Annotated in this window: 29 protein-coding genes; 15 read left to right on the top strand and 14 right to left on the bottom strand. The window is 61.1% G+C overall.

All coding sequences use genetic code 11. The features are described 5' to 3' along the window. Positions 1 to 125 precede the first annotated feature (125 nt). Together AC13QO_RS00815 and AC13QO_RS00820 are read left to right on the top strand one after the other, a co-directional pair. A complete protein-coding gene (locus AC13QO_RS00815; RefSeq protein ID WP_285191980.1) occupies positions 126 to 1,133 on the top strand; it encodes a glycosyltransferase in 1,008 nt (335 codons plus the stop codon). Continuing rightward, a complete protein-coding gene (locus AC13QO_RS00820) occupies positions 1,130 to 1,507 on the top strand; it encodes a GtrA family protein (protein ID WP_097599529.1) in 378 nt (125 codons plus the stop codon). Before AC13QO_RS00815 ends, AC13QO_RS00820 begins: the two co-directional genes overlap by 4 nt. A 9-nt stretch (positions 1,508 to 1,516) precedes the next feature. Here AC13QO_RS00820 and AC13QO_RS00825 read toward each other — a convergent pair whose 3' ends face one another. Further along, entirely contained in the window at positions 1,517 to 2,503 is a 987-nt protein-coding gene (locus AC13QO_RS00825; RefSeq protein WP_221127898.1) for a Gfo/Idh/MocA family protein, read from the bottom strand. Between the two features lie 236 nt (positions 2,504 to 2,739). Here AC13QO_RS00825 and AC13QO_RS00830 point away from each other — a divergent pair, with 236 nt between their 5' ends. Beyond that, positions 2,740 to 3,687, top strand: a complete 948-nt coding sequence (locus AC13QO_RS00830; RefSeq protein ID WP_285191981.1) for an aldo/keto reductase — start codon at positions 2,740 to 2,742, stop codon at positions 3,685 to 3,687. Between the two features lie 13 nt (positions 3,688 to 3,700). Next, the gene (locus tag AC13QO_RS00835; RefSeq protein WP_285191982.1) at positions 3,701 to 4,144 is read left to right on the top strand and encodes a GNAT family N-acetyltransferase; all 444 of its coding nucleotides are present in this window, start codon (positions 3,701 to 3,703) and stop codon (positions 4,142 to 4,144) included. Here the strand turns inward: AC13QO_RS00835 and AC13QO_RS00840 are convergent. Then, entirely contained in the window at positions 4,134 to 4,751 is a 618-nt protein-coding gene (locus AC13QO_RS00840; RefSeq protein ID WP_085779928.1) for a hypothetical protein, read from the bottom strand. The genes AC13QO_RS00835 and AC13QO_RS00840 overlap by 11 nt on opposite strands. A gap of 148 nt (positions 4,752 to 4,899) precedes the next feature. Between AC13QO_RS00840 and AC13QO_RS00845 the strand changes: the two genes are divergently transcribed. Next, on the top strand, positions 4,900 to 5,397 hold the full coding sequence (locus AC13QO_RS00845; RefSeq protein ID WP_085776628.1) for a YciE/YciF ferroxidase family protein: 498 nt from the start codon (positions 4,900 to 4,902) through the stop codon (positions 5,395 to 5,397). Between the two features lie 28 nt (positions 5,398 to 5,425). On the opposite strand, the gene AC13QO_RS00850 is transcribed toward AC13QO_RS00845, so the two are convergent. Further along, entirely contained in the window at positions 5,426 to 6,334 is a 909-nt protein-coding gene (locus tag AC13QO_RS00850) for a LysR family transcriptional regulator (RefSeq protein WP_183700665.1), read from the bottom strand. A gap of 129 nt (positions 6,335 to 6,463) precedes the next feature. Here AC13QO_RS00850 and AC13QO_RS00855 point away from each other — a divergent pair, with 129 nt between their 5' ends. Both AC13QO_RS00855 and AC13QO_RS00860 read left to right on the top strand, forming a co-directional pair. Further along, positions 6,464 to 7,459, top strand: coding sequence for an aldo/keto reductase (locus tag AC13QO_RS00855; RefSeq protein WP_488539697.1), 996 nt, complete (start codon positions 6,464 to 6,466; stop codon positions 7,457 to 7,459). A gap of 91 nt (positions 7,460 to 7,550) precedes the next feature. Further along, on the top strand, positions 7,551 to 7,910 hold the full coding sequence (locus AC13QO_RS00860; RefSeq protein ID WP_011423650.1) for a nuclear transport factor 2 family protein: 360 nt from the start codon (positions 7,551 to 7,553) through the stop codon (positions 7,908 to 7,910). Between the two features lie 51 nt (positions 7,911 to 7,961). Here AC13QO_RS00860 and pheT read toward each other — a convergent pair whose 3' ends face one another. The 5 genes from pheT to infC form a co-directional block, all read right to left on the bottom strand. Continuing rightward, positions 7,962 to 10,385 (bottom strand): phenylalanine--tRNA ligase subunit beta, encoded by a 2,424-nt coding sequence (gene pheT / locus AC13QO_RS00865; RefSeq protein ID WP_085776625.1) that lies wholly within the window; start codon positions 10,383 to 10,385, stop codon positions 7,962 to 7,964. 16 nt (positions 10,386 to 10,401) lie between these two features. After that, the gene (pheS, locus tag AC13QO_RS00870) at positions 10,402 to 11,484 is read right to left on the bottom strand and encodes a phenylalanine--tRNA ligase subunit alpha (protein ID WP_488539698.1); all 1,083 of its coding nucleotides are present in this window, start codon (positions 11,482 to 11,484) and stop codon (positions 10,402 to 10,404) included. Positions 11,485 to 11,637: 153 nt separating this feature from the next. Further along, on the bottom strand, positions 11,638 to 12,042 hold the full coding sequence (gene rplT / locus AC13QO_RS00875) for a 50S ribosomal protein L20 (protein WP_064693455.1): 405 nt from the start codon (positions 12,040 to 12,042) through the stop codon (positions 11,638 to 11,640). A 39-nt stretch (positions 12,043 to 12,081) separates the two neighbouring features. Further along, positions 12,082 to 12,285 carry a 50S ribosomal protein L35 gene (gene rpmI, locus AC13QO_RS00880; RefSeq protein ID WP_011423646.1) on the bottom strand — a complete coding sequence of 68 codons (204 nt, stop codon included), beginning with the start codon at positions 12,283 to 12,285 and terminating at the stop codon, positions 12,082 to 12,084. A gap of 368 nt (positions 12,286 to 12,653) precedes the next feature. Further along, on the bottom strand, positions 12,654 to 13,190 hold the full coding sequence (infC, locus tag AC13QO_RS00885) for a translation initiation factor IF-3 (protein WP_073990355.1): 537 nt from the start codon (positions 13,188 to 13,190) through the stop codon (positions 12,654 to 12,656). 179 nt (positions 13,191 to 13,369) lie between these two features. On the opposite strand from infC, the gene AC13QO_RS00890 reads away from it, so the two are divergent. Together AC13QO_RS00890 and AC13QO_RS00895 are read left to right on the top strand one after the other, a co-directional pair. After that, positions 13,370 to 14,194 carry an alpha/beta hydrolase gene (locus AC13QO_RS00890; protein WP_488539699.1) on the top strand — a complete coding sequence of 275 codons (825 nt, stop codon included), beginning with the start codon at positions 13,370 to 13,372 and terminating at the stop codon, positions 14,192 to 14,194. A 165-nt stretch (positions 14,195 to 14,359) separates the two neighbouring features. Next, positions 14,360 to 14,959 (top strand): transglutaminase-like cysteine peptidase, encoded by a 600-nt coding sequence (locus tag AC13QO_RS00895; RefSeq protein ID WP_097599539.1) that lies wholly within the window; start codon positions 14,360 to 14,362, stop codon positions 14,957 to 14,959. Between the two features lie 264 nt (positions 14,960 to 15,223). Here AC13QO_RS00895 and mbfA read toward each other — a convergent pair whose 3' ends face one another. Then, on the bottom strand, positions 15,224 to 16,207 hold the full coding sequence (mbfA, locus tag AC13QO_RS00900; RefSeq protein WP_097599540.1) for an iron exporter MbfA: 984 nt from the start codon (positions 16,205 to 16,207) through the stop codon (positions 15,224 to 15,226). 172 nt (positions 16,208 to 16,379) lie between these two features. Here mbfA and AC13QO_RS00905 point away from each other — a divergent pair, with 172 nt between their 5' ends. After that, on the top strand, positions 16,380 to 16,847 hold the full coding sequence (locus tag AC13QO_RS00905) for a group III truncated hemoglobin (RefSeq protein ID WP_488539700.1): 468 nt from the start codon (positions 16,380 to 16,382) through the stop codon (positions 16,845 to 16,847). On the opposite strand, the gene AC13QO_RS00910 is transcribed toward AC13QO_RS00905, so the two are convergent. From AC13QO_RS00910 to AC13QO_RS00920, 3 genes are all read right to left on the bottom strand, one after another. Next, positions 16,848 to 17,741: an EamA family transporter gene (locus AC13QO_RS00910; RefSeq protein WP_285191989.1), complete on the bottom strand. Its 894-nt coding sequence runs from the start codon at positions 17,739 to 17,741 to the stop codon at positions 16,848 to 16,850. 98 nt (positions 17,742 to 17,839) lie between these two features. Beyond that, positions 17,840 to 18,391 carry a recombination regulator RecX gene (gene recX / locus AC13QO_RS00915; RefSeq protein ID WP_285192131.1) on the bottom strand — a complete coding sequence of 184 codons (552 nt, stop codon included), beginning with the start codon at positions 18,389 to 18,391 and terminating at the stop codon, positions 17,840 to 17,842. 9 nt (positions 18,392 to 18,400) lie between these two features. Beyond that, positions 18,401 to 19,426 carry a histone deacetylase family protein gene (locus tag AC13QO_RS00920; RefSeq protein WP_488539701.1) on the bottom strand — a complete coding sequence of 342 codons (1,026 nt, stop codon included), beginning with the start codon at positions 19,424 to 19,426 and terminating at the stop codon, positions 18,401 to 18,403. A gap of 134 nt (positions 19,427 to 19,560) precedes the next feature. On the opposite strand from AC13QO_RS00920, the gene AC13QO_RS00925 reads away from it, so the two are divergent. Continuing rightward, entirely contained in the window at positions 19,561 to 20,172 is a 612-nt protein-coding gene (locus tag AC13QO_RS00925; RefSeq protein ID WP_488539702.1) for an HAD-IA family hydrolase, read from the top strand. 15 nt (positions 20,173 to 20,187) lie between these two features. Here the strand turns inward: AC13QO_RS00925 and AC13QO_RS00930 are convergent, their stop codons facing one another. Both AC13QO_RS00930 and AC13QO_RS00935 read right to left on the bottom strand, forming a co-directional pair. Then, positions 20,188 to 20,706 carry a GNAT family N-acetyltransferase gene (locus AC13QO_RS00930; protein ID WP_285191992.1) on the bottom strand — a complete coding sequence of 173 codons (519 nt, stop codon included), beginning with the start codon at positions 20,704 to 20,706 and terminating at the stop codon, positions 20,188 to 20,190. 24 nt (positions 20,707 to 20,730) lie between these two features. Next, the gene (locus AC13QO_RS00935) at positions 20,731 to 21,300 is read right to left on the bottom strand and encodes a helix-turn-helix domain-containing protein (protein ID WP_285191993.1); all 570 of its coding nucleotides are present in this window, start codon (positions 21,298 to 21,300) and stop codon (positions 20,731 to 20,733) included. A 138-nt stretch (positions 21,301 to 21,438) separates the two neighbouring features. On the opposite strand from AC13QO_RS00935, the gene tenA reads away from it, so the two are divergent. The 4 genes from tenA (at position 21,439) to AC13QO_RS00955 (ending at position 24,634) form a co-directional block, all read left to right on the top strand. After that, positions 21,439 to 22,137 carry a thiaminase II gene (tenA, locus tag AC13QO_RS00940; protein ID WP_488539703.1) on the top strand — a complete coding sequence of 233 codons (699 nt, stop codon included), beginning with the start codon at positions 21,439 to 21,441 and terminating at the stop codon, positions 22,135 to 22,137. Between the two features lie 77 nt (positions 22,138 to 22,214). Then, on the top strand, positions 22,215 to 24,047 hold the full coding sequence (lepA, locus tag AC13QO_RS00945) for a translation elongation factor 4 (RefSeq protein WP_085776615.1): 1,833 nt from the start codon (positions 22,215 to 22,217) through the stop codon (positions 24,045 to 24,047). 57 nt (positions 24,048 to 24,104) lie between these two features. After that, a complete protein-coding gene (locus AC13QO_RS00950) occupies positions 24,105 to 24,335 on the top strand; it encodes a type II toxin-antitoxin system CcdA family antitoxin (RefSeq protein WP_285191995.1) in 231 nt (76 codons plus the stop codon). Further along, positions 24,335 to 24,634 carry a CcdB family protein gene (locus AC13QO_RS00955; protein WP_488539704.1) on the top strand — a complete coding sequence of 100 codons (300 nt, stop codon included), beginning with the start codon at positions 24,335 to 24,337 and terminating at the stop codon, positions 24,632 to 24,634. Before AC13QO_RS00950 ends, AC13QO_RS00955 begins: the two co-directional genes overlap by 1 nt. Positions 24,635 to 24,636: the final 2 nt, after the last annotated feature.

Raw genomic sequence — 24,636 nt, forward strand, 5'->3', positions numbered from 1 at the left:
GCGGGCGCCGATCAAGAAAGTGTAAAGCCGTTTGCGCAGGCAGCCGATTTTGCCTCGGTCATAGGGTCTTATTAACGCTGCATGATTTAAGCTGTTGGCGGCTTTTCAGTGTAACGAGTAGAGTCATGGCCCGAACGCGTTCCCATCACCCGGACATTGCCGTCCTGCTTCCCTGCTATAATGAAGCTGCGACGATCGGCTCCGTGGTGCAGGGCTTCCGGGCGACGCTGCCGGATGCCGCAATCCACGTCTACGACAATAATTCCACCGACGGCACCGCGCTGCAGGCGATGCTGGCCGGAGCGCATGTCGTGCGCGAGCGGCGGCAAGGCAAGGGACATGTCGTGCGCCGCATGTTCGCCGACATCGAGGCCGACATCTACATCATCGCCGACGGCGACGGAACCTATGCACCCGGCGATGCCGAGGAGCTGGTGCGGACGCTTCTGACCGAACGCGCCGACATGGTTGTGGGAACCCGGCGCGGCGTGCATGCCGACGCCGGCCGTCAGGGCCATGCGCTTGGCAACCGGCTTTTCAACCTGCTCTACCGGACGATCTTCGGCCCCGACTTCACCGATATTTTTTCGGGCTACCGCGCTTTCTCGCGCCGCTTCGTCAAGAGCTTCCCGGCAGTATCCGGCGGCTTCGAGATCGAAACCGAGATGTCGGTGCATGCCTCCCGGCTGAAACTTCCGGTCAGCGAGCTGGAGCTCGATTATGGCCGCCGCCCGGAAGGTTCGCACTCCAAGCTTTCGACGTTCCGCGACGGCGGAAAAATCCTCTGGATGTTCGCGATGCTGATGAAGGAAACGCGACCCTTCGCCTTCTTCAGCGCGATCAGCGCCGCCTTCATGCTGACGAGCCTCGGCTTCATGACGCCGGTCCTGGCGGAATATTTCGACACGGGCCTCGTCAGCCGCATGCCGACCTGGGTGCTGTCGATGGCGCTGATGATGATCTCCTTCATGCTTTTTACCGCCGGCGTCATCCTGGATTCCGTGGCCCGGGCCCGGGCCGAGCAGCTTCGCATCCATTATATGAGCCTGGAGACCGCCAGCGCGGCCAAGGCGCCGCTCGCCGACGCAAAACCGGCATCGCGTGAACGTCCCGGAAAGGCGGATGCGGCATGAGAAAGCTCGTCCGCTTCGCGATCGGCGGCGGCATCGGCTTCCTTGTCGATGCCGGCATGCTGGCGGCGCTGCTCCATCTGACGCCGCTCGGCCCATTTCTGGCGCGGCTCGTCGCCATCGGGGTGGCAATGGCGACCACCTGGGCCTTCAATCGCAGCTTCACCTTCGATCGTTCCGGGCGGTCGCTTGCTGCCGAGGGTTTCCGCTACGGCTCGGTCGGCGTGACGGCGGCGCTTGTCAATTACGGGCTTTACTCTGCGCTGCTGCTTTCGCTGCCCACGCTCCAGCCGCTGGCGGCCATGGTGATCGCCAGCGTCGCCTCGATGGTCTTCAGCTTCTTCGGCTATTCGCGCTTCGTCTTCCGTCCGGAATGAGCGGAATGATCAGACTGGCTCCCAGCCGTCCTTCTCGCTGGCGCGGTAGATCGCATCGATCACCTTCTGGTTCAGCTTCGAGTTTTCGAGCGTGACGATCTCTTCCTTGCCGTTCTTTACCGCCCGAGCGAAGGCCTCGACCTCGCGCCTGTATTGGCGGCTGTCCTGATAGCGGAAGATGCGCGATTCATTGTGGCTGCGATCGGCCAGTTCGATCTCTTCCGGTCCCCAGCGATTGGCGTTGAAGGGCGACTTGACCTCGATGTAACCTTCGGTGCCATGGAAGACCATGACCTGGCGGTTGGCCATCTGCGTAGAGACATAGAAACTCAGCTCGAAATCGCCAAAATCAGCCTTGACGCTCGAATAGATGTCCGTGCCGAAATCCGCATCGCGCTCGGTGATCGCCTGGATCCGGAGCGGCTCCTTGCCGGTGGAAAAGCGGGTGCTCATGACGGGGTAGACGCCGATATCGGGAAGGCCGCCGCCGCCGAGTTCAGGAATATTGCGCATGTTGGCGGGGTCGCGGTTGAAATAGGTGAAGGCGCCCTGAACATGCCGGAGCGAACCGATCGCACCCTCCGCGATCAGCGAACGCACCTTCTGCCAGACGGGGGCATAGGTGACCATATAGGCTTCGGTCACCACCACCCGATTCCGGTCGCGGGCGGCGATCACCTCGTCGATATCGGCTGCTTTCAATGCCAGCGGCTTCTCACAGAGCACATGCTTGCCGGCATCGGCCGCCTTGATCGCCCATTCGATGTGCTGCGAGGTCGGCAGCGGAATGTAGACAGCGTCGATGACGTCGGAGGCGAGCATCTCCTCGTAGGAGCCGAAGGCATGCGGCACGGAAAAGCGGTCGGCCATCTCTCTCGCGCGCGCGAGATCGCGGCTTGCGATTGCGGTGACGACGCAGTTTTCCGCGTCCTGAATTGCTGGAACGACGTTGTCGCGGCCGATCTTCGCCGTTGATATGATACCGAAACGCAACATGATTCAATCTCCCAAAGCTGATTTTCCGCGAACCATATGCAGGCCTCTGCTGCGGCGCAATGGCACAAGCTGAAATCACGGAAACTTGGCTTCCCTCCCGCCCGGATCGCGCTAGGTTAGGCGAAACAACAAGCATGATGACTCCGAAAATCGTTCGCACTTTTCGGCATCATGCTCCGGGCCGGCGCCCTGCCGTATCCGCGGTTTCAATCAAATTATTCATTTTGGAGAGCGTCATGAACATGCGCCGGCTTGGGAAAACAGGTCTTTCGGTGTCGCCGATCGTCTTCGGCGGCAATGTCTTCGGCTGGACGGCTGACGAGAAAACATCTTTCGCCATTCTCGACGCTTTCTTCGACGCGGGGCTCAACACCATCGACACGGCGGATGTCTATTCCGCGTGGGTTCCCGGCAACAAGGGCGGCGATTCCGAGGAGATCATCGGGCGGTGGCTGAAGCAGGCGCGAATTTCCCGCGACAAGGCCGTTATCATTACCAAAGTCGGCTCGGACATGGGACAGGGAAAGACCCTCAAGGAGGCATACATCCTGAAGGCGGTGGAGGATTCGCTGCGCCGGCTGCAGACGGACTATATCGATCTCTATCTCGCGCACTGGCCGGATGCCGATACGCCGCACGAGGAAACGCTCGGCGCCTTCGCCAAGCTGAAGCAGCAGGGCAAGGTCCGCGCCATCGGCTGCTCGAACTATGATGCGAATCTGCTGCAGGCGTCGTTCGACGCAGCCGAGAAGGCCGGCCTGCCGCGATACGACGTGCTGCAGCCGGAATATAATCTTTACGAGCGCGCGAGCTTCGAGGGGCCACTGGCCGAACTCTGCATCAAGCAAGACATCGGCGTCATCACCTATTTCAGCCTCGCGGCCGGCTTCCTCACCGGCAAATACCGCACTAAGGCCGATACGGAAGGCCGCGCTCGGGAAGGCCGGGTTTCGCAATATCTCGATGCCAAGGGCCTGCGCATCCTCGCCGCGCTTGATCAGGTTTCGGCCGAGACCGGCGCCAAACCCGCGGAAATCTCGCTCGCCTGGCTGTTGCGCAAGAAGGGCGTGACGGCACCGATCGCGAGCGCAACCAGTCTATCGCAGCTTGAAAGCCTGGTGAAATCAGCGACACTTGCACTTTCTGAAGAAGCAATGGCGCTGCTCGACGAAGCCGGTGCCTGAAACAGGAAAGCCCATGACCGTAACGATACGCGATGCCAGCCCCGAGGACGAAGCCCGTTGGCGTGAACTCTGGGCGGCCTATCTGGCTTTTTACGAAGTGACGGTCGATGCCGACATCACCGATCACACGTGGCGCCGGGTCTTCGATCCCGCCTCGGCGATCGCGATGCGCGTCGCCGAAGTCGATGGCCGGGTGATCGGATTTGCGCTCTATCTCACCCATGAAGGCACGTGGATCCGCGGTAGAGACTGCTACCTCGAAGACCTGTTCGTCGACTCCGACGCACGGGGAAAAGGCGTCGGGCGGGCGCTGATGGACGATCTCGTCGCGCTCGGCAAGGCCAAGGGCTGGTCGCGGCTTTACTGGCATACGAGCGAAGGAAACAGGGCCGCTCGAGCGCTCTACGACAGCTATGTCGAAAGCGACGGTCATATCCGCTACCGTATCAGTTTCTGAGTGCGGGAAATCCCTCATACCATCCGGAATGGTCGCCTTCCCAGTTCGCCATGCCCTGCTTGGTGAGGATGCCGCGCGGCCTGATATAACTCTGGATCACCCGCTTCGGCCGTTCGTGCCACTGGATGTTGAAGGCCCAGAGCTTGGGGAAAAAACAAAGCGAGGCATAAGGGAGGTGATCGTGGATCCACCAGGCAAGTCGCTGCCAATCTCTTTCGTCGCGGTAATGATCAATCATCCACGGCACGACGATGCAGGCGGTCGCGCCCATGCAGCCATCGAAATCGAGCATGTCCCAGATATGATCCGCTGATGTGGCGGCATTGGTCGAACAGTTGAGATTGTTCTCGTTGCCGAACTTGTTCACCTCAGGCGAACGATAGCCGGAGCGGATGTGCAGGCGTCCGAACGTCGTCTGCAGCGGCTCCAGCAAATCGTCGCAAAGTCTTCTGCCGGCCTCGATCGCAAGGTCGGGATTCTCAGGAATATTGGGAATGCGGTAGAAATCGGCGATTTCGGAATGGAGGAAATCGCGGAAGAAGAAGTTTTGCGACAGCCGTACGCGGCCGAGATCCTCCAGACCTTTCATCGAACCCGGCTTTCGCATGAGCTTTTCTTCCTCCACATCGGCGGCAGGATGATTGCCCGGTGCGGTTTTCCAGTCCACCCGAAATCGGTCGGGAACAAATTGCGCGATCTTTGCTTCTTAGTGTGTCGCCGCGTTCGCGGCCTTTCCCAAAACAAGGATCGAGAAAATGGCCAAGGAAAAGACGTTGGAAGATCTCTTCTACGACACGCTCAAGGACATCTATTTTGCCGAGCGGCAGATATTGCGCGCCCTGCCGAAGATGGCGCGCGCCGCCCAGTCCTCCGAACTGAAGGCCGGTTTCCAGAAGCATCTCGAGGAAACCGAAGCCCAGGTCGAGCGCCTGCAGCAGGTTTTTGAAAAGATCGGCAAGCGCGCCCAGGGCAAGACCTGCGAGGCGATCCAGGGCATTATCGCCGAGGGCGAAGAGATCATGGAAGAATTCAAGGGCACACCGGCGCTGGATGCCGGGCTGATCTCCGCCGCCCAGGCGGTCGAGCACTATGAAATCGCCCGTTACGGCACACTGAAGACCTGGGCCGCAACGATCGGCCTGAAGGATGTCGTCGCCCTGCTCGACCAGACGCTGCAGGAGGAAACGGCCACCGACAAGATCCTTACCAAGCTCGCCACGACGGCGGCAAACCAGAAGGCAAAAGCCGCCTGACGAAACGAGGCAAACCGAGCGGCGGCCCTCACCGGCCGCCCGCATCCCTCTCCACATACCTGAAGAAATCGATAAAGGCGCGCAGCGCCGGCCGCATCTGCCGCCGGCTCGGATAATAGACAAACGGCCCGGGATAGGGCGCACACCAATCCTCCAGCACCCGCACCAGCCTGCCGGCCGACAGTTCAGTATGCACCCGCATATCGAAGAGATAGGCAAGACCGGCGCCGTTCAGCGCCGCAAGAAGGGCCAGCCGGTCCTCGCTGACGACAAGCGGCCCGTCGACCGCGACGATCAGTTCCTGCCCGTCCTTTTCGAATTCCCAACGATAGATGGAGCCGTTGGTGAAGCGTCGCTTGATGCAGCGATGATGGACAAGATCGCGCGGGTGCTGCGGCTTCGGATAGCGTTCGAAATATTCGGGCGAGGCCGCAATCACTGTCGTCAGATTGGGCGAGATTCTGACGGCGATCATATCGGCCTCCAGGCTCTCCTCCAGCCGGATGCCCGCGTCGAAACCCTCCTTGACGATATCGGTGAAGCCGTCCTCATTGGCGATCTCCAGCGTGATATCGGGATAGAGATTGAGGAAATCGCCAAGGCGCGGGGCGAGCAGAATATCGGAGGCGAAGCGCGGCGCTGTGATGCGCAGGTTTCCGGCCGGTTTGCCGCGCGTATCGTTGACCGCCTCCAATGCGATACCGATTTCCTCGAGCGCCGGACGCAACCTTTCGAGAAGCAGCCGGCCTTCCTCCGTTGGCGCGACACTGCGGGTCGTGCGCGCCAGGAGCCTGACGCCGAGACTTTCCTCCAGGCTAGATATGGCGTGGCTGACCGCCGACGGCGCGACGAGCAGTTCCTTGGCCGCGGCTCGGAAACTGCGATGTTCCGAGACGGCGGCGAGAACGGCGAGTTGAGAGAGTTGCCTTCTGTTCATTGATCTAAATTATAGAACAGGTTGTTAGAAACTGCATGCATTTTTTGATTGATACGGCGCCGATATAGTCTGGCCGTACCGCAATGATCTCCCAACCGGTTCGACGTCAGCTCAGAAAAGGAGCGCATCATGAAAACCAGAAAACTCGGAAACGATCTCACGGTCTCTGCCGTCGGCCTCGGCTGCATGGGCATGAGCTTTGCCTATGGCGCCAGCGACGAAGCGGAATCGGTCAAGACGCTGCACCGCGCCGTCGATCTCGGCGTCACCTTCTTCGACACGGCCGAAGTCTATGGTCCCTTCACCAACGAGGTTCTTCTCGGAAGAGCGCTGAAGCCCTTCCGCGAGCGCGTGGTGATCGCCACCAAATTCGGCTTCAAGATCGATACCAGCCAGGCCGGCGCTGCCGCCATCGCCGGTGTCGACAGCCGTCCTGAACATGTGCGTGCGGTTGCCGAAGCCTCACTGAAGCGTTTGGGCATCGAGACCATCGATCTCTTCTACCAGCACCGGGTCGACCCCAACGTGCCGATCGAGGAGACGGTCGGTGCCATGGCCCAGCTTGTGAAGGAAGGGAAAGTCCGCGCCCTCGGCCTCTCGGAAGCCGGCAGCGCCACGATCCGCCGCGCGCATGCGGTCCATCCGATCGCAGCGCTTCAGAGCGAATATTCGCTGTGGACGCGCGATCCCGAAGAGGATGTGCTTGCCACCTGCCGCGAACTCGGCATCGGCTTCGTGCCCTACAGCCCGCTCGGGCGCGGTTTCCTGACAGGAGCGATCCGCAAGGCCGACGACCTTGCCGACGACGATTTCCGCCGGCAGGTACCGCGTTTCCAAGCGGAGAATTTCGACGCCAATGCCGCGCTTGTCGCAACGCTCGAAAAGCTTGCCGCCGCAAAAGGCGTGACCGCGGCGCAGCTGGCACTGGCCTGGGTGCTGAACCAGGGCGACGACATCGTGCCGATCCCCGGCGCGCGCAAGCTTCACCACCTCGAACAAAACGTCGCCGCTGCCGATATCACGCTCAGCGCGGAGGAGCTCGATCAACTCGGCGAGGCGATCCCAGCGGCACAGGTGGCGGGCAAGCGCTATTCGGATGCCTCGCTTGCCATGACGAATATTTGAGAACGGACAAGCCCGGCCGGTCGCACAGGTCGGGCTTGCCTTCGCGGCCGGCGAAACTATCTAACGCCATCTTGGAGAACGGGATGGAAACATGTCGGACAGACAGGCAGTCGAGCAGACGGTTCACCTCTATGTCGAAGGCATGGCTTTCGCCAATGCGGCAGCCTTGAAGAAGGCTTTCCACCCGAAAAGCTCGATCATCGGCTATTACCAGAATGCCGTCGAATGGCTGACGCGGGACGAATTCATCGCCGCAATCCTGGCCGAGGAGCCGGCCCCTCCCGGCACGCAGCCTTTCATGGACATCCAGAACGTTGATGTCGAGGGTGACGCGGCAAGCGTGAAGGTCACCGACGATTTCGCCGGAATGCGCTTCACCGACTATCTATCGCTGCTGAAGATCGAAGGCCGATGGGTGATCGTCAGCAAACTCTATCATTTGCACACATGAAAAGACCGGCCGCTCGCGCGACCGGTCCAATCTATCTTCTGCAGATGAAGCTCAGCTTCTGAGGACGCCGCCGGTGAATTTCGTGACGCTGGCCACGATCTTCTGCGTCAGCGCCTCGAAATCCTCGTCCGTCAGCGTGCGATCGACCGGCTGGATCTGGACCTCGATCGCTACCGACTTCTTGCCCTCGCCGACCGATGCGCCCTCGAAGATGTCGAAGACGGTGACGCCGGTGACGAGCTTACGGTCGGCGCCGGTCGCAGCCTTGACGATCGCGCCCGATTCCACCGTCTTGTCGACGACGAAGGCGAAGTCGCGCTTGACGGCCTGGAAAGGCGACAGATCGAGCGCCGGCTTGGTGCGGGTCGCCTTCTTTTTCGGCTCCGCCATGGCATCGAGATAGACTTCGAAGCCGCAGAGAGCGCCGGAGACATCGAGGGCTTCCAGCGTCAGCGGATGGAATTCACCGAAATAGCCGAGCACGATCTTCGGCCCCATCTTGATCGTGCCGGAGCGGCCGGGATGGTACCATTCGGGGCCGCCCTGCTCGATCTGGATATTGCCCATCGGCAGGCCGCAGGCTTCGATGACGGCGAGCGCATCGGCCTTGGCGTCGAAGACGTCGACCGGCTTGCCACCGCCCTTGGCTGTATTGGACCACATGCGGCCGGCGCCGGCGAGCGATGCCGTGCCGCGGCGGATGCCGCCGGCGACGCGGCGCTGGCCTTCCGGCCGGTCGTTTTCATAGGTGCCGGAGACTTCGAAGATGGCGACGTCGGCGTAACCCTTATCGGCATTGCGCTGAGCCGCCGTCAGCAGACCCGGCAGCAAAGACGGGCGCATGTCCGACATTTCAGCGGCGATCGGATTGGCAAGCTTGAGGGCCAGCGAACCGCCGCCGAACAGCTTTGCCTGATCCTCTGGAATGAAGGACCAGGTCACGGCCTCCAGCATTCCGCGTGCGGCGAGCGCCCGCTTCGCCGTGCGGGTGCGGATCTGCAGCGTCGTCAGGATCTTGCCGTTGACGGCGGCATGGCTTTCGAGGGGCGCCGGCTTGATATTGTCGACGCCGTGGATGCGCATGACCTCCTCGACGAGATCGGCCTTGCCGTCCACATCCGGGCGCCAGGAGGGAACGGCGACGGAGACGCGCTCGCCGGAGCCGGAGACCACAAAACCGAGACGCGCCAGGATCGTGTTGCTTTCCTCATTCGAGACTTCGAGGCCCGTCAGGCGCTTGACCTCCGAATAGGGAAAATCGACAACCTTCGGTTCGTAGCCGCGATAACCGACAATCTCGGCCCTGGCAGCGGTGCCGCCGCAGAGTTCCAGCACCAGTTCGGTCGTGCGTTCGAGACCGGGAACCATATATTCCGGATCGACGCCGCGTTCGAATCGGTAGCGTGCGTCGGTGATGATGCCGAGGCTGCGGCCCGACTTGGCAATGTTCATCGGGTCCCAGAGAGCGGATTCGATCAGCACGTCGACGGTGTTGTCGTCGCAGCCGGAATGTTCGCCGCCCATGATGCCGCCGATCGATTCGATGCCGTCCTCGTCTGATATGACGACGTTGTTCGGGCCGAGCTTGTATTCGCGCTGGTCGAGCGCCAGTACGGTCTCACCTTCCCTCGCGCGGCGGACAGTTAGATTGCCCTTGATCTTGGCGGCATCGAAGACATGGATCGGCCGGCCCTGATCGAAAGTCATGTAATTGGTGACGTCAACCAGCGCATTGATCGGGCGCAGGCCGATGGCTGTGAGCCGCTGCTGCATCCAGCGCGGGCTCGGGCCGTTCTTGACGCCGCGCACAAGTCGTAACGCGAAACCGGGGCAGAGCCTGGGATCATCGAGATCGAGGGTCAGCTTGACCGGCGTCTCGCCTTCGACGGCAAAGGACGGCGCGGGGCGCATCTTCAGCCTGCCGAGACCAGAGGCGGCAAGATCGCGGGCAATGCCGTGGATGGAGGTGCAATCCGGCCGGTTCGGCGTCAGGTTGATCTCGATGACCGGATCGTCGAGATTGATATAGGCGGCGTAACTCTGGCCGACCGGCGCATCCTCGGGCAGTTCGATGATGCCGTCATGACTGTCGGAGATCTGCAGCTCCTTTTCGGAGCACATCATGCCGCGGCTTTCGACGCCGCGAATATTGCCGACGGCAAGCGTGACGTCGATGCCGGGAACGTAGGTGCCGGGTGCGGCGAAGGCACCGACAAGGCCGGCGCGCGCATTCGGGGCGCCGCAGACGACCTGTACCGGCGCGCCGGTTCCGGTATCGACCATCAGCACCTTCAGGCGATCGGCCTGGGGATGTTTTTCCGCCGAGAGGACCTTGGCGATAACGAAGGGCTTGAACGCCGCTTTGTCGTCCACATCTTCAACTTCCAACCCGATCTCGGTGAGGCGGGCGCAGATTTCATCCAGCGTGGCATCCGTTTCGAGATGTTCTTTCAGCCAGGAGAGCGTGAATTTCATCGTCCCAGATCTCCGTTCAAGCGCTCAGACCGCCGAACAGTGTCGGCATGTCGAGCGGGCGGAAGCCGTAATGCGTCATCCAGCGGACGTCGGCATTGAAGAAGTCGCGCAGGTCGGGCATGCCGTATTTCAGCATGGCGATGCGATCGAGACCCATGCCCCAGGCAAAACCCAGATATTCGTCCGGATCTAGCCCGCCATAGCGCAGCACGTTCGGGTGGACCATGCCGCAGCCGAGAATCTCCATCCAATCGGTGCCTTCGCCGAACTTGACGATCGGGCCGGAGCGGTCGCACTGGATATCGACCTCGAAGGAGGGCTCGGTGAAGGGGAAGAAGGACGGGCGGAAACGCATCGTCACGCTTTCGACCTCGAAGAAGGTCTTGCAGAATTCTTCCAGCACCCAGCGGATGTTGGCGACATTGGCCTTCTTGTCGATGACGAGGCCTTCGACCTGATGGAACATCGGCGAATGCGTGGCATCCGAGTCCTGGCGATAGGTCTTGCCGGGAATGATGATGCGGATCGGCGGCTGCTGCGCTTCCATGGTGCGCACCTGCACCGGCGAGGTATGGGTGCGCAGCACCTTGCGCTCGCCGTTCTCATCCGGATTGAAGAAGAAGGTGTCGTGCATCTCGCGGGCCGGATGGCCTTCGGGAAAATTCAGCGCGGTGAAATTGTAGTAGTCGGTCTCGATATCGGGACCTTCGGCGATCGAGAAACCCATATCGGCGAAGATCGCGGTGATCTCGTCGACGATCTGGCTGATTGGATGGATGCGGCCGCGCTCGGCGGGCGAGGAGCGCACCGGAAGGCTGACATCGACCGTCTCAGCCTTCAGACGGGCATTGACCGCCGCCATTTTCAGCACCGACTTCCGCTCGGCAATGGCGTCCGTCACCGCATTCTTCAGGGCGTTGATCGCAGCCCCCCGCGTCTGGCGCTCCTCCGGCGTCATGGCGCCGAGCGTCTTCAGGAGTTCGGAGACAGAGCCCTTTTTGCCGAGGGCGGACACGCGCACGGCCTCGAGCGCGGGCTCATCACCGGCGGCGGAAATTTCGGCAAGCAAGGTGGATTTGAGCTGGTCGATATCTGACATTGTCACTTCTTTCCGTCCAGTATCAGGCGGGGGATCGGGAGGCAGGCAGCGCCGACGGGGCGCAAGGAGTATAGAGAAAGAAAAACCCGCGCTAGCCCAAACCAGCGCGGGTTTCCCAAAATTCAATAGAGCATAGAGCCTGGGAAGCGCTGGTTACCGAACCGCGCCTTCAAACTCGTTCGCTGTGCCCGTTTCCTTGAGATATTCAAGGGCCTTCTTGGCGGCAGCAACCAGGGCGCCGAATGCTTCCGGCTCGTGGATTGCCATGTCGGAGAGAACCTTACGGTCGACTTCGATGCCGGCCTTGTTCAGGCCGTCGATGAAGCGGCCATAGGTCAGGCCGAATTCGCGGACGGCAGCGTTGATACGCTGAATCCAGAGGGCGCGGAAGTTGCGCTTGTTGACCTTGCGGTCGCGATAGGCGTACTGCTTGGCGCGATCGACGGCGGCCTTGGCGGTACGGATGGTGTTCTTGCGGCGGCCGTAGAAGCCCTTCGCCTGCTTCAGAACCTTCTTATGCTTGGCGTGGGCTGCGACGCCTCTCTTTACACGTGCCATTTCATGATCTCCTTAATCTAACGCGTTACCGGAATAGTCTCAGAGACCGTTCGGCAGATAGTTCTTCACGACCTTGCGGCCATCGGGTTCTGCGAGAACCATCGTGCCGCGTGCATCGCGAATGAACTTGTTCGTGCGCTTGATCATGCCATGGCGCTTGCCGGCGGCAGCCGCCTTGACCTTGCCGGATGCGGTGATCTTGAACCGCTTCTTGGCAGCGGACTTCGTCTTCATCTTGGGCATTTTGCTACTCCTTCTGTCCTCCCTGCGCGCTTCATCAAAAAGCCCTCCTCGCGAAGTCCGGTTCTCCGGCCGTCGCAACAAGGTGCGGGAGCGTTTGTTGTTGATCTGCGGCATCGGCGACGAACCGTTCCGCAAGCATTCGAAACTGCCACGGCATGCCCTGCCGGTCAGTTCGGACGCGCGCTTATAACCGCAGCGTCACGAAAGTGCAACGGGGCCGCGGAGGAATCTTCGGCTATGCATGTCGCGCGGAAGTGTGCGGCGGTTCCGGGATAACGACATGCATAAAACAAAGGGGCCGAAGACAGGGTGGCCGAACGCACAAAAGCCGCCCTTGCGGACGGCCTTGGGCAAAAAGTGACTGGCGCTTACTTCGGCGCCAGCACCATCATCATCTGGCGGCCTTCGAGCTTGGGCTCGGCTTCCACCTTGGCGATCTCGGTCGTATCCGCCTTGACCTGCTGCAGAAGCTTCATGCCGAGTTCCTGGTGAGCCATTTCGCGGCCGCGGAATTTCAGCGTCACCTTGACCTTGTCGCCCTCGTCGAAGAAGCGGCCCATCGCCTTCATCTTCACCTCATAATCATGGGTGTCGATGTTCGGGCGCATCTTGATCTCTTTGACTTCGACGATCTTCTGCTTCTTGCGCGCCTCGGCAGCCTTCTTCTGGTTGGCATATTTCAGCTTGCCCAGATCGAGGATCTTACACACCGGCGGTTCGGCATTGGGGGAAATTTCGACAAGATCGAGGCCGGCTTCTTCCGCCATTCTCAAGGCCTGGTCGGTGGGCACGACGCCCATATTCTGTCCGTCAGCCGCGATCAGCTGAACTTTGGGAATGCGGATTTCACGATTCGAGCGCGGTCCGTCCTTCACGGGCGCATCGGTCTTAAAAGGTCTGCGAATGGTCGTATTCTCCTCGCGTTGTTTCGGAACGTTGCAGCCGCGCGCTCCCGATCATCAGGGGCGCAAACCTATCTCGTTATCGCTGCAACGGAGTCAATATCACCCTATAGCGGAAAAATCACCCGCTGTCAGCCTGACAAGAATCTGTTTTATAGACCAAAACAACAGGAGTTTCGCTGATGTCCGATCCGATGGCCAATACCCAACCCCAGTTCATGACGGTCGGTGAAGGCGAGGCGGCGCGTGAAATCGCCATGCTCGTCCGCCCCGCCCAAGCCGGCAATACCGTCCCGTCTCTCGTTTGGCTATCCGGCTACCGTTCGGACATGAGCGGCACCAAAGCCCTGGAGCTCGACGGGCTGGCGGGCGAACTCGGGGCCGCCTGCATCCGCTTCGACTATTCAGGCCACGGTCTTTCCGGCGGCAGCTTCCGCGACGGCACGATCTCGCGCTGGCTGGAGGAAGCGCTTGCCGTCATTCGTCATCTTGCGCCAGACAGGATCATTCTGGTCGGTTCCTCGATGGGAGCCTGGATCGCGCTCCGGCTGGCGCAGGAACTCGCCCGACAGGGTGGTCTGAAGCTCGCCGGTATGGTGCTGATCGCGCCGGCGCCCGATTTCACGTCGGAACTGATCGAGCCGAACCTTAAGGCCAAGGAGCGCAAGTCGCTGGCGGAGCGCGGCTATTTCGAAGAGCGCTCGCAATACAGCCCCGAACCGAACATCTATACGCAGGCACTGATCGAGGACGGGCGCAAGAACCGGGTGCTCGACGGTATGATCGAGACGGGCTGCCCGGTGCATATCCTTCAGGGCATGAAAGATCCCGACGTGCCGCATGCGCACGCAATGAAGCTTCTGGAGCACCTTCCCGCCGACGACGTGGTGCTGACCTTCATCCGCGATGGCGACCACCGCCTTTCCCGCCCTGGCGATATCGCCCTTCTCCTTAGCGCCGTCAAAGGCATCGTTCGTTCATCAACAAATATGCAGATGCCCATTTGAACAGCACCGACCGAGAAATTCCCCTAACGCAAGCCGCCAACCCGTTGCATTTTAACCATGTTGGCGCGTCGCAACACTCTCCCAAGAAGTAACGATTGACTCTTCTCGGCCCTCTCCATTAACAATTTGTTAATAATTTAAGGGGCGATCGAGGAAAGGGCGGGCGTGCGATTCAAGGGTATCTTTGTGGCCATGACGGCCGTATTTGCGATGGCGACTGCCGCCATCCCAGCTCCAAGCAGAAATGCTTCCATGGTAACAGGCAACGCCACCTCTCAGCCGATCGGCCATTATGATTTCTGTCAGACCCACAGCAGTGAGTGCGGCGCGAACCGCAATGCGGGTCCGGTCGAGATGACGCCTGCGAAGTGGTCGCTCGTCCGCTCGGTCAACGCTACGGTCAACAGCACGATCAAACCGATGACCGACAAGGAAATCTACGGCAAGGACGAGGTCTGGGCCTATCCGACGACCGCCGGCGACTGCGAGGATTTCGCGCTCTTGAAGCGCCGCATGCTGATCCAGCGCGGCTTTTCGGCCGCCGACCTGCTGATGACCGTCGTGCGCAAGCCTGACGGTGAAGGCCATGCCGTCCTGACGCTGCGCGCAGCCGACGGCGACTTCGTGCTCGATAATCTCGCAGCCGACGTGAAGCCCTGGTTTGCGACGCCCTACACCTTCGTCAAGCGCCAGTCGAGCTACAATGCCGGCCGTTGGGTCACCATCGAGAACGGCCGCGACCTTCTGGTCGGCGCTCTTCGCTAAGAATTTTCGAAGGGGATGCGGGGGGAAAAGGCCGGCGAAAGCCGGCCTTTTGCTTTTTGGAGATTGGAGACGCGTCGTCGTTAGCTTTCGCAGTCCTCGTCCTTCGAGGTTCGTGCTGTGCACCTCATTGAGGGCTGATCGTCTGCGTGCCGCCGGAGATGAGGTGTTGATATGCCGCACCGTCTCCCGGCCCCTCGCTTTGGCTCAGGGCGTTCGTCGCTGCAATCGATTCACTGGATCGATTGCTCGGCTTCCGACCGCTCCTCACCCATTCCCGATCAAAATACCGGCGGCGAGAACCAGGCCGCCGCCGAGCACGACCTGAAAGGCGGCGCGCAGGAAGGGGGTTTCCATGTAGCGGTTCTGGATGAAGGCGATTGCCCAGAGCTCGAAGAAGACGATGATGGCGGCGGTGATCGTTGCCGTCCAGAAATGCGGGATCAGATAGGGCAGCGCATGGCCAAGGCCGCCGAGCGCCGTCATGATGCCGCAGGCAAGGCCACGCTTGACCGGCGAGCCCCGGCCGGAGATTTTCCCGTCGTCATGGGCGGCTTCGGTGAAGCCCATTGAGATGCCGGCGCCGACGGAGGCGGAAAGACCGACGAGGAAGGTCTGCCATGTGTCCTGGGTAGCGAAGGCTGCGGCAAAGATCGGCGCCAGCGTCGAGACCGAGCCGTCCATCAAGCCGGCAAGGCCCGGCTGCACATAGGTCAGCACGAATTGCCGGTGCGCCGTCTCGTCCTCGTCGCGCCTGATATCCTCAGGCGTATGTTTGTCGCCAAGCATGCGGGCGATGTCTTCGTGCCCCTGTTCGGCGAGTGCGAGGTCGCCGAGCAGCTCACGCGTCGAGGCGTCGGTGGTGCGCTTTGCCGCCTCGACATAAAATCGATAGGCCTGCTCCTCCATCGCCTCGGTCTCCTGCCGCATCGCATCGAGCGACAGGTTGGCTCGCAGCCAGTCCGGCTTGCGTTCGTAAAAGCCCTGCACATGCTCGCGCCGAATCAGCGGGATGCGCTCGCCGAAACGTTGACGATGGATTTCGAACAGCGATTTGCGGTGCGTATCCTCGACCTCGGCCATATCTTCAAAGACCTTGGCCGAAGCCGGAAATTCAGGGCGCAGCTTGTCGGCATAGGCGAGATAGATGCGGGCGTCATCTTCCTCGGAGGCAATCGCAAGGGCGAGAATCTCCTGCTCGGAGAGCGAATCAAAGGATCGTTTCGGCGACCTGAAAAAACGCGCCAGCATAAACTTCTCCAAAAAATTTAGAATAATTCTAAACCTAAGCAAGGAAGCGATGGTGGTCAAGTGGCCGAGGCGGACCGGCTGACAGATTGCCGCAATCCGCACGAGCGGCTTTGGTTCGCTGAGGTAAAGACTTATATGAGAGACGCCGCATCATGCGGCGCCGGGGTTTATGATGAACAATGACTTTCACGGCCGCCCTGCCCATGTCGCGGCGATCCGCGAAAAGGCGGAGGCCGAGATGCGGACGATAGGGGTCGACGAGGCCTTTATCGGCAGGCTGGTCGAGACTTTCTACGGGCGCGTGCTGAAACATCCCGATCTCGGCCCGGTATTCGATGCGCGGCTTTCCGGCCGCTGGCCGGAGCACATAGAGAAGATGAAGAGCTTCTGGTCGGCCGTTGCCTTCCGCAGCGGCGCCTATGGCGGCAAGCCGGTGCAGGCGCATACCGACGTTCAGAACCTGACGCCCGATCTTTTTCCGAAGTGGCTGTCGCTGTTCGCCGCCACGCTTGACGATATCGCCCCCTCGTCGGAAGCCAAGGTCTGGTTCATGGCGACCGCCGAGCGGATTGCCAAAAGCCTGACGCTGTCGCTGTTCTACAATCCCGCTCTCGACGATCCGGCGAAAAAGGCGGGCTGATCACTGCCGAGCGGAAAAGGTCGCGCCGGCACTTGCGGCGACCACCAAGGCAGTTCCGGCCATCTGCAGCAGCGTCATCGGCTGGGCCAGAATGACGAAACCGGCGAGTGCCGCGATGGCCGGCTCGAGGCTCATGAGAATGCCGAAAGATGCCGTCGGCATGCGCCGCAAGGCGATCAGCTCCAGCGTGTAGGGAAGCAGCGGCACAAGAATGGCAAGGCCGACCATTTCAACAAGGCCGTAAGCATCGAGCTTCGGGATGGCGCCGGCGATGCCGAAGGGTGTCGCGACAAGAGCGGCGGCCATCAGCGATATGGAAAGCCCCTCCAGCCCCTTGAAGCTCGCGCCGATCTTTTTTGTCAGGACGATATAGATCGCCCATCCGGTTCCGGCGCCGAGTGCAAAAAGAATGCCCTCGATATTGCCGACCCAGCCTTCACCGTCATGAGCAAGCGCCAGAACGCCAAATGCTGCAATGAGAGGCCAGAGGAGACGCCGGCTGAGTCCATAGCCGATGGTCGCAACGGAGAGCGGGCCGAGAAAATCGATCGCTACGGCAAGACCGAGGGGAATGCGCTCGATCGCCGCGAAGAAGCTCATGGTCATCAGCGCTGTGGCCGCGCCGAGGACCAGAGCGCTCGTCCATTGCGCCCTGGTGTAGCTGGCGATGCGCGGCCGCACGACAAGGGCGAGAATGATGGCCGCAAAAGCCAGGCGCAGCCAAGAGGCGCCGGCCGGCCCATAGGTTGAGATGGCTGAGGATGAGAGTGCGGCGCCGAACTGGATCGACGACATGGATAGGAGGCACATTAGCCCGCCAGTCGCCACCCCGCCAAATGCTGTTGACGCCTCTGCGGTCAGCGTGCCCGCGCCGACATTTGCTCTTTCTTCCATACCCGCCCCCTCGCCGATTGTGCGCTGTTCTTACGAAGACGGTCTGCGAGCGACAAATTCAAACTTCTGATCCGGCCAGTAAAAGGCCTTATGCAAGATCAGAGACGGCAGGCCAGGATGACCTCTTCGGCATCCTCCAAACTCATGTCGAACACCTTCCTGCCGATGTCGAAGCTGAAGCCGTTGCGGGCGAAGGCTGAAAGCTCTTTGGCCTTTCGCTTTTCGTCAAGCTCGACGCGGCGGAAGGGGCCGAAGGCGCGTTTGCGGGCAAATATCGCAGCAGCATAGAGATCGTCAGCGTCCTTAAGGGCGGCCTCTACCTTATCACCAGCGACGCCCTTGGCCGCAAGTTTCCGGGCGATGGCGCGCTTCGATTTGCCGCCGCGTAGCTGGTAACGCGTGCTGATCTCGGCATAGGCGCCATCATCGAGCGCCTTGTTGTCATAGGCGAACCTGACGGCGAAATCGGCAAGGGCCTTGAGTTGCGCCGCACCGATATCCTCGAACTTCTCTTTCGCCTTGCGGGTGATCGCGTCAAACAGCTGCTTTTCGGTCATCATCCGCCGCTCCAAGCGATAGATGGCGGAGTTGCGGGCCCAGCTCAGCATGCGAGGCGTCGGAATGTCGGATGGAACGATCTCGTCGGTCATATCAAGCAATCAGGCTTCCAGGCCCTTGAGGACATTGGCGACGTTGAGGCCAATTTCCGGCACGCCGTAACCGCCCTCCATGCAGGTGACGACGGGCAGGCCGGCGGCGGAGATCATCTCTCCCATGCGAATGAAGTCTTCCGACTTCAGCTGGAAAAAGGAGATCGGGTCGCGCTCGAAGGTATCGACGCCGAGCGCCACAACGATCGCCTCGGCGCCGAAAGCCTTGATGCGGGCGAGCGCATCGGCAAGGGCCGAAGACCAGACCTGCCAGGGCGTGTGCGGCGGCATCGGATAGTTGCGGTTGCTGCCCGTACCCTGCCCTTCTCCTTCCTCGTCGGCATGGCCGAGGAAATAGGGAAAGGCAAACATCGGATCGCCATGCAGCGAGGCGGTGAAGACATCGCCTCTGTGATAGAAGAGGTCCTGCGTGCCGTTGCCGTGATGGAAATCGACATCGAGCACGGCGACCTTCTTCGCGCCGTGATCGATGAGCCGCTGGGCCGCGACGCCCGCATTGTTGATGAAGCAATAGCCGCCGAAGAGATCGATGCCGGCATGATGGCCGGGCGGACGGCAAAGCGCAAAGGCGAACCGGTTGCCGGCATTCAGCCAATCCGCTCCGGTGATGGCGCAACGCATGGAGGCGATCGCCGCTTCATAAGAGCCCTTGGTGATGGAGGTGTCGGCGGCATTGGCATAATGGCCGATCGCTCCGACGATATTGTCGGGGACGCGATGGCTGGTGCGACGAACCGGGAATGCATTGGCGATCGCTTCGCCTTCGAAACCGGCCGCCACCCAGCGATCCCAGACGGTGGCGAGAAAATCGAGATAGGCGGGGTCATGCACCTTTCGGGCCGCTTCCAGCCCATGCGCGTCCGGCGCTGCGACATCGGCAAAACCCGCTTCCTTGACCGCCGCCAGGATCCACTCGGCCCGAAACGGCGCCTCGAAGGGCGTCACCAGCTGGCCGGCATAGAGCTCGGTCCTGGCGTCACGCAGCTTATGGTCTTCGGAATAGATGACGCGCATTTCGGATCCGTCCTTGATTGGAATTCGAGATTTACATGGGTCGGCCGCGACAAAAAAGCCGGCGCGGCGCCCTTGATCGCCAAAGTGAATGACTTCACCCTTCGCGATGTTTTGAGTCCGAAGGAAACTGCCGCATGAAAGTGCTGATGGTCGATGTCGACGGCGTGCTCATCCATGGCCGCCCGGCCGACGGGCTGCCCCACTTCACCTATCTCGAGCGCGATCTCGGCCTGCGACCCGATCTGCTGCAGCAGGAGTTTTTCCAGGTTCACTGGGGCGCCATCATCATCGGCCGCGAAGCACTGGAGCCAACGCTCGCCGGCGTGCTCGCAAAGATCGCGCCCCATCTCAGCGCCGCGGCGCTGATCGACTACTGGTTCGAAAACGATACCCGGCTCGACCGCAATCTGCTGGCGGATCTCGCCGCTCTCAGGCGAAGCGGTATCACTCTCTTCCTGGCGACCAACCAGGAGCACAGGCGGGCGCATTATCTGATGGAAGAGCTGGGGCTTGGCGCGCATTTCGACGGCATCATCTATTCCGCAGCACTCGGACACAGCAAACCGTCGCCCGATTTCTTCCGGCTGGCGACCGAACGTGCGGGGGTCCTGGCCGCTGAGATCGCCTTCATTGACGATATGGCGGCGAATGTCGAAACGGCGCGGCAGTTCGGCTGGAACGCGGCGCAATGGACGGCGGGGGCGACGTTGGCCGGGGTGCTTCCCATGTTTGCAAGGTGGGCATGAGCAGCACTGGTGCAATCAGGCGAGCCGCTTGTAGAACAAGGTGGTGTCGCAAAAGCCGCCTTCCGGCCACAGCGCATAATCGGGGATGACGCCGACGCGCTGCCAGCCGAGGCGGGGATAGATCGCCTCGGCATCGCTGCCGGTTGCCGTATCGAGCACGAGCAGGGTCTTACCGCGGGCGGCCGCTTCGCGTTCGGCAGCTTCCATCAACAGGCGTGCGAGACCCTTGCCGCGAGCGGAGCGATGCACCAGGAGCTTTTTCAGGTCGCCGCGATGCGGCTGGTTCGGCATCTGCGCGGCACCCACCTGCACCGTGCCGACGATCCGGCCATCGAGTTTGGCGACCAGCAGTAGACTGCTGCCGGCGGCGACTGCATCTGCAACGTCCAGCCAATAGGGCTCGGCATCTTCCGGTCCATAGGGCTGCATGAAGCCGACGGAAGCGCCGCCCGTGACGCAATCGGCAAGTACCTCCGAGAGGGCCGGAATTGCAGCGCGGGCCTCCGCGGCAGAAAGGATGCGAATGTCAGGCATGGTCTTCTCCTGAAATGAAGGTCGTCATCGGCCGCCGCGATCGAGCACGACGCAATAGCGCGCCGGGGCATTGCCGGGATTATGGAAGGAATGGCCCTCGCCGACGGGCATGAACAGGCAGTCGCCTGGACGCAGCCGGTAGACCGTCTCACCCGCAGTCATCTCCAGCTCGCCATCGAAGAGCCAGACATGCTGCGTCATGTCATGGGATGCCGCATGCGGTGGGAAGCTGACGTGGGCGCCGGGTGGAAATTCGACTTCGACGATATCGACGGCGGAGCCGGTGCCGGGCGCCGATACCGCGCGCCTGAGATAACCGGTTTCCGGATCGCGCCAGACCTGCTGCTCCTGCCGCCGCGCCAGCGGCGAGGCTTGCTGCCCCTCCTCTGCAAAGAAGGCTGAGAGCGACAGGCCGAGCGCGGCGCAGACCCTTGCCAACAGCGAGGCGGTCGGGCTCGCCTCCGCCCGCTCTATGCGCGAAATCATCGCGCGGCTGACGCCAGACGCCTCGGAAAGCTCATCCAGCGTCAGGCCCTTTTCCAGCCGCAAGGTGCGAATGCGGCTGCCGATCGCCTGTTCGAGTTCCTGTTCCATCGCCGATCCAAGATTCTACTATAAGAGAAATACCTTATCTCATCATGGAATCAAGCGTCTTTTTGATGCGTCGTCGCGCTTGCCTTCACCGCCGTGCCGCCGATATATGGCAGCGGCGCTTGGAGAGCGGAGGACATCATGGACGGCAGCTTGCAGAACATCGAAATCACAGGAAACTTCACGGCCGCCGCCTGGGACCGGATCAAGCCTCTCATGGCCGAGATCGAGCGATTGCCGCTCCTGGAACGGCTTTCGGGCGGCACGCTGCCGCCGGAGGTTTTCCGTCACTACATCCTGCAGGACGCAATCTATCTGAAGCATTATGCCCGGTGCCTCGCCATCGTCGCGGCAAAGGCGCCCGACAATGCGCAGGTGCTGCGCTTCCTCGGTTCGGCGCAGAAGGCGATCACCGTCGAGCAGGGCCTGCATGCAGGCTTCCTCTCGAAATTCGGCATTTCGAGCGCAGATGTGACGGCCGCGGAGCCCTCGCCTTCCTGCTTCGCCTATACGAATTTCCTTCTGGCGACCGCCTATCATAGGTCCTATGCTGTTGCGCTTTCGGCCATCCTGCCCTGCTTCTGGATCTACATGCATGTCGGCGAAGGCATCAAAGGCAGACCCGCGATCGAAGGCAATGTTTATCAGGCCTGGATCAACACCTATGGCGATCCGCAATTCGCCGCCGGCGCCCGCGAAGTGATCGCACTGACCGATATCGCCGCCCGCGCCGCATCGGAGACGGAGCGCGCCGAAATGATGGACGTTTTCGTGCGCGCCTCGCAATATGAATGGATGTTCTGGGATTCGGCCTGGCGGCTGGAGAGCTGGCCGGTCTGACGCACGCCGGGCAGACCCGCAAAATAGCGTAAACTCCCGATTAATTACCGCTTTGCGGCAGGGGGCGGCGCTGCTATATGGCGCGCATGAGCACCAATTCGACCACTCCGCTGTCCCATATCCGCAACTTCTCGATCGTGGCCCATATCGACCACGGCAAATCGACGCTGGCCGACCGCCTGATCCAGACGACGGGCGGACTTGCCGAGCGCGAAATGTCCGAGCAGGTGCTCGACAATATGGAGATCGAGCGCGAACGCGGCATCACCATCAAGGCCCAGACCGTGCGCCTGCACTATCAGGCAAACAATGGCGAGAAATACATTCTCAACCTGATCGACACGCCCGGCCACGTCGATTTCGCCTATGAAGTCTCGCGGTCGCTGTCGGCCTGTGAGGGCTCGCTGCTGGTCGTCGACGCCAGCCAGGGCGTGGAAGCGCAGACGCTCGCCAATGTCTACCAGGCGATCGACAACAACCACGAGCTCGTCACCGTGCTCAACAAGATCGACCTGCCGGCCGCAGAGCCCGACCGTATCAAGGAACAGATCGAGGAAGTGATCGGCATCGACGCTTCCGAGGCCGTGTTGATTTCGGCCAAGACCGGCCTCGGCATTCCCGACGTGCTGGAAGCGATCGTCCACAAGCTGCCGGCGCCGAAGAGCCCGGGCGGCGAGAAGGCGCCGCTGAAGGCGCTGCTGGTCGACAGCTGGTACGACACCTACCTCGGCGTCATGGTTCTCGTGCGCGTCATCGACGGCGTGCTGACCAAGGGCCAGACGATCCGCATGATGGGCACCGACGCGAAATACCAGGTTGAACGGGTCGGCGTGCTGACGCCGAAGATGGTCAATGTCGACAGCCTTGGCCCCGGCGAGATCGGCTTCATCACCGCCTCGATCAAGGAAGTGGCCGATACACGCGTCGGCGATACGATCACCGAAGACAAGCGCCCGACCGCCGAAGCCCTGCCGGGCTTCAAGCCGGCGCAGCCGGTCGTCTTCTGCGGCCTCTTCCCTGTCGATGCCGCCGATTTCGAAGACTTGCGCGCCGCCATGGGCAAGCTTCGCCTCAACGACGCGTCCTTCTCCTTCGAAATGGAATCGTCGGCAGCCCTCGGCTTCGGCTTCCGCTGCGGCTTCCTCGGCCTGCTGCATCTCGAAATTATCCAGGAGCGCCTGGAGCGCGAGTTCGACCTCGACCTCATCGCAACAGCGCCTTCAGTCGTCTATCAGCTGACGATGACCGACGGCAGCGAGCGCGAACTGCACAATCCGGCCGACATGCCCGATGTCGTCAAGATTGCCGAAATCCGCGAGCCGTGGATCAAGGCGACAATCATGACGCCGGACGATTATCTCGGCGGCATCCTTAAACTCTGCCAGGATCGCCGCGGCATCCAGACCGAGCTGACCTATGTCGGCACCCGGGCGATGGTGACCTATGAACTGCCGCTGAACGAAGTGGTCTTCGACTTCTACGACCGGCTGAAATCGATCTCCAAGGGCTATGCATCCTTCGATTATCACCTCGAAGGCTACCGCGCAGGCAACCTCGTGAAGATGTCGATCCTCGTCAATGGCGAGCCGGTCGATGCACTCTCGATGCTTGTGCATCGCATGGCAGCTGAAAAGCGCGGCCGCGACATGTGCGAGCGGCTGAAGGAGCTTATTCCGAAGCACATGTTCAAGATCCCAATCCAGGCGGCGATCGGCGGCAACGTGATTGCCCGCGAAACCATCTCGGCGCTGCGCAAGGACGTGACGGCCAAGTGCTATGGCGGCGACGCCACTCGCAAGCGCAAACTGCTCGACAAGCAGAAGGAAGGCAAGAAGCGCATGCGCCAGTTCGGCAAGGTGGAGATTCCGCAGGAAGCCTTCATCGCCGCGCTGAAGATGGGCGACGAATAACGCTTCTCAATGACGTCTTATGCGCATATGATTTGCGCATAAGACGAGGAGATCGTTATGGGTCATCAGGCGAGAAAAGCAGCGAACCTTTCACTCGATGAAGGCCTCGTTTCCCAGGCCCGCGAGCTCAAGATCAACATATCCAGGGCGGCGGAAGACGGTATCGCGAAAGCGATAAAGACGGAACGCGAGCGGTTGTGGCGGATCGAGAACGCCGAGGCTATCGCCGCTTCCAATGCTTATGTCGAGAAGCACGGCCTGCCGTTTCAGAAATATCGACAGTTCTGATGGCTCGGTTTCATGTCTACAATCTGATCCATAGCGATGCGCTCGCCCTCGATCTGCAGTCAGACCTACACGGCGAGCTGACGACGCGAATCATGGCACCGATGCTTCCGCTGGAAGCTCTTCCCAAGATCATGCGTCAGCTCAATCCGCAATTCGTCATCAATGACGTGCCATATGTGATGGCGACCCAGTTTATCGGTGCGGTTTCCATGAAAGAGATCGGCGTCGCAGCCGCGGATCTCACCTCCGACAGCGATCGCATCGTCGCTGCCGTCGATTTTCTTTTCCAAGGCTTCTAAGT

It is taken from the genome of Rhizobium sp. CNPSo 3670 (genome assembly GCF_057784555.1).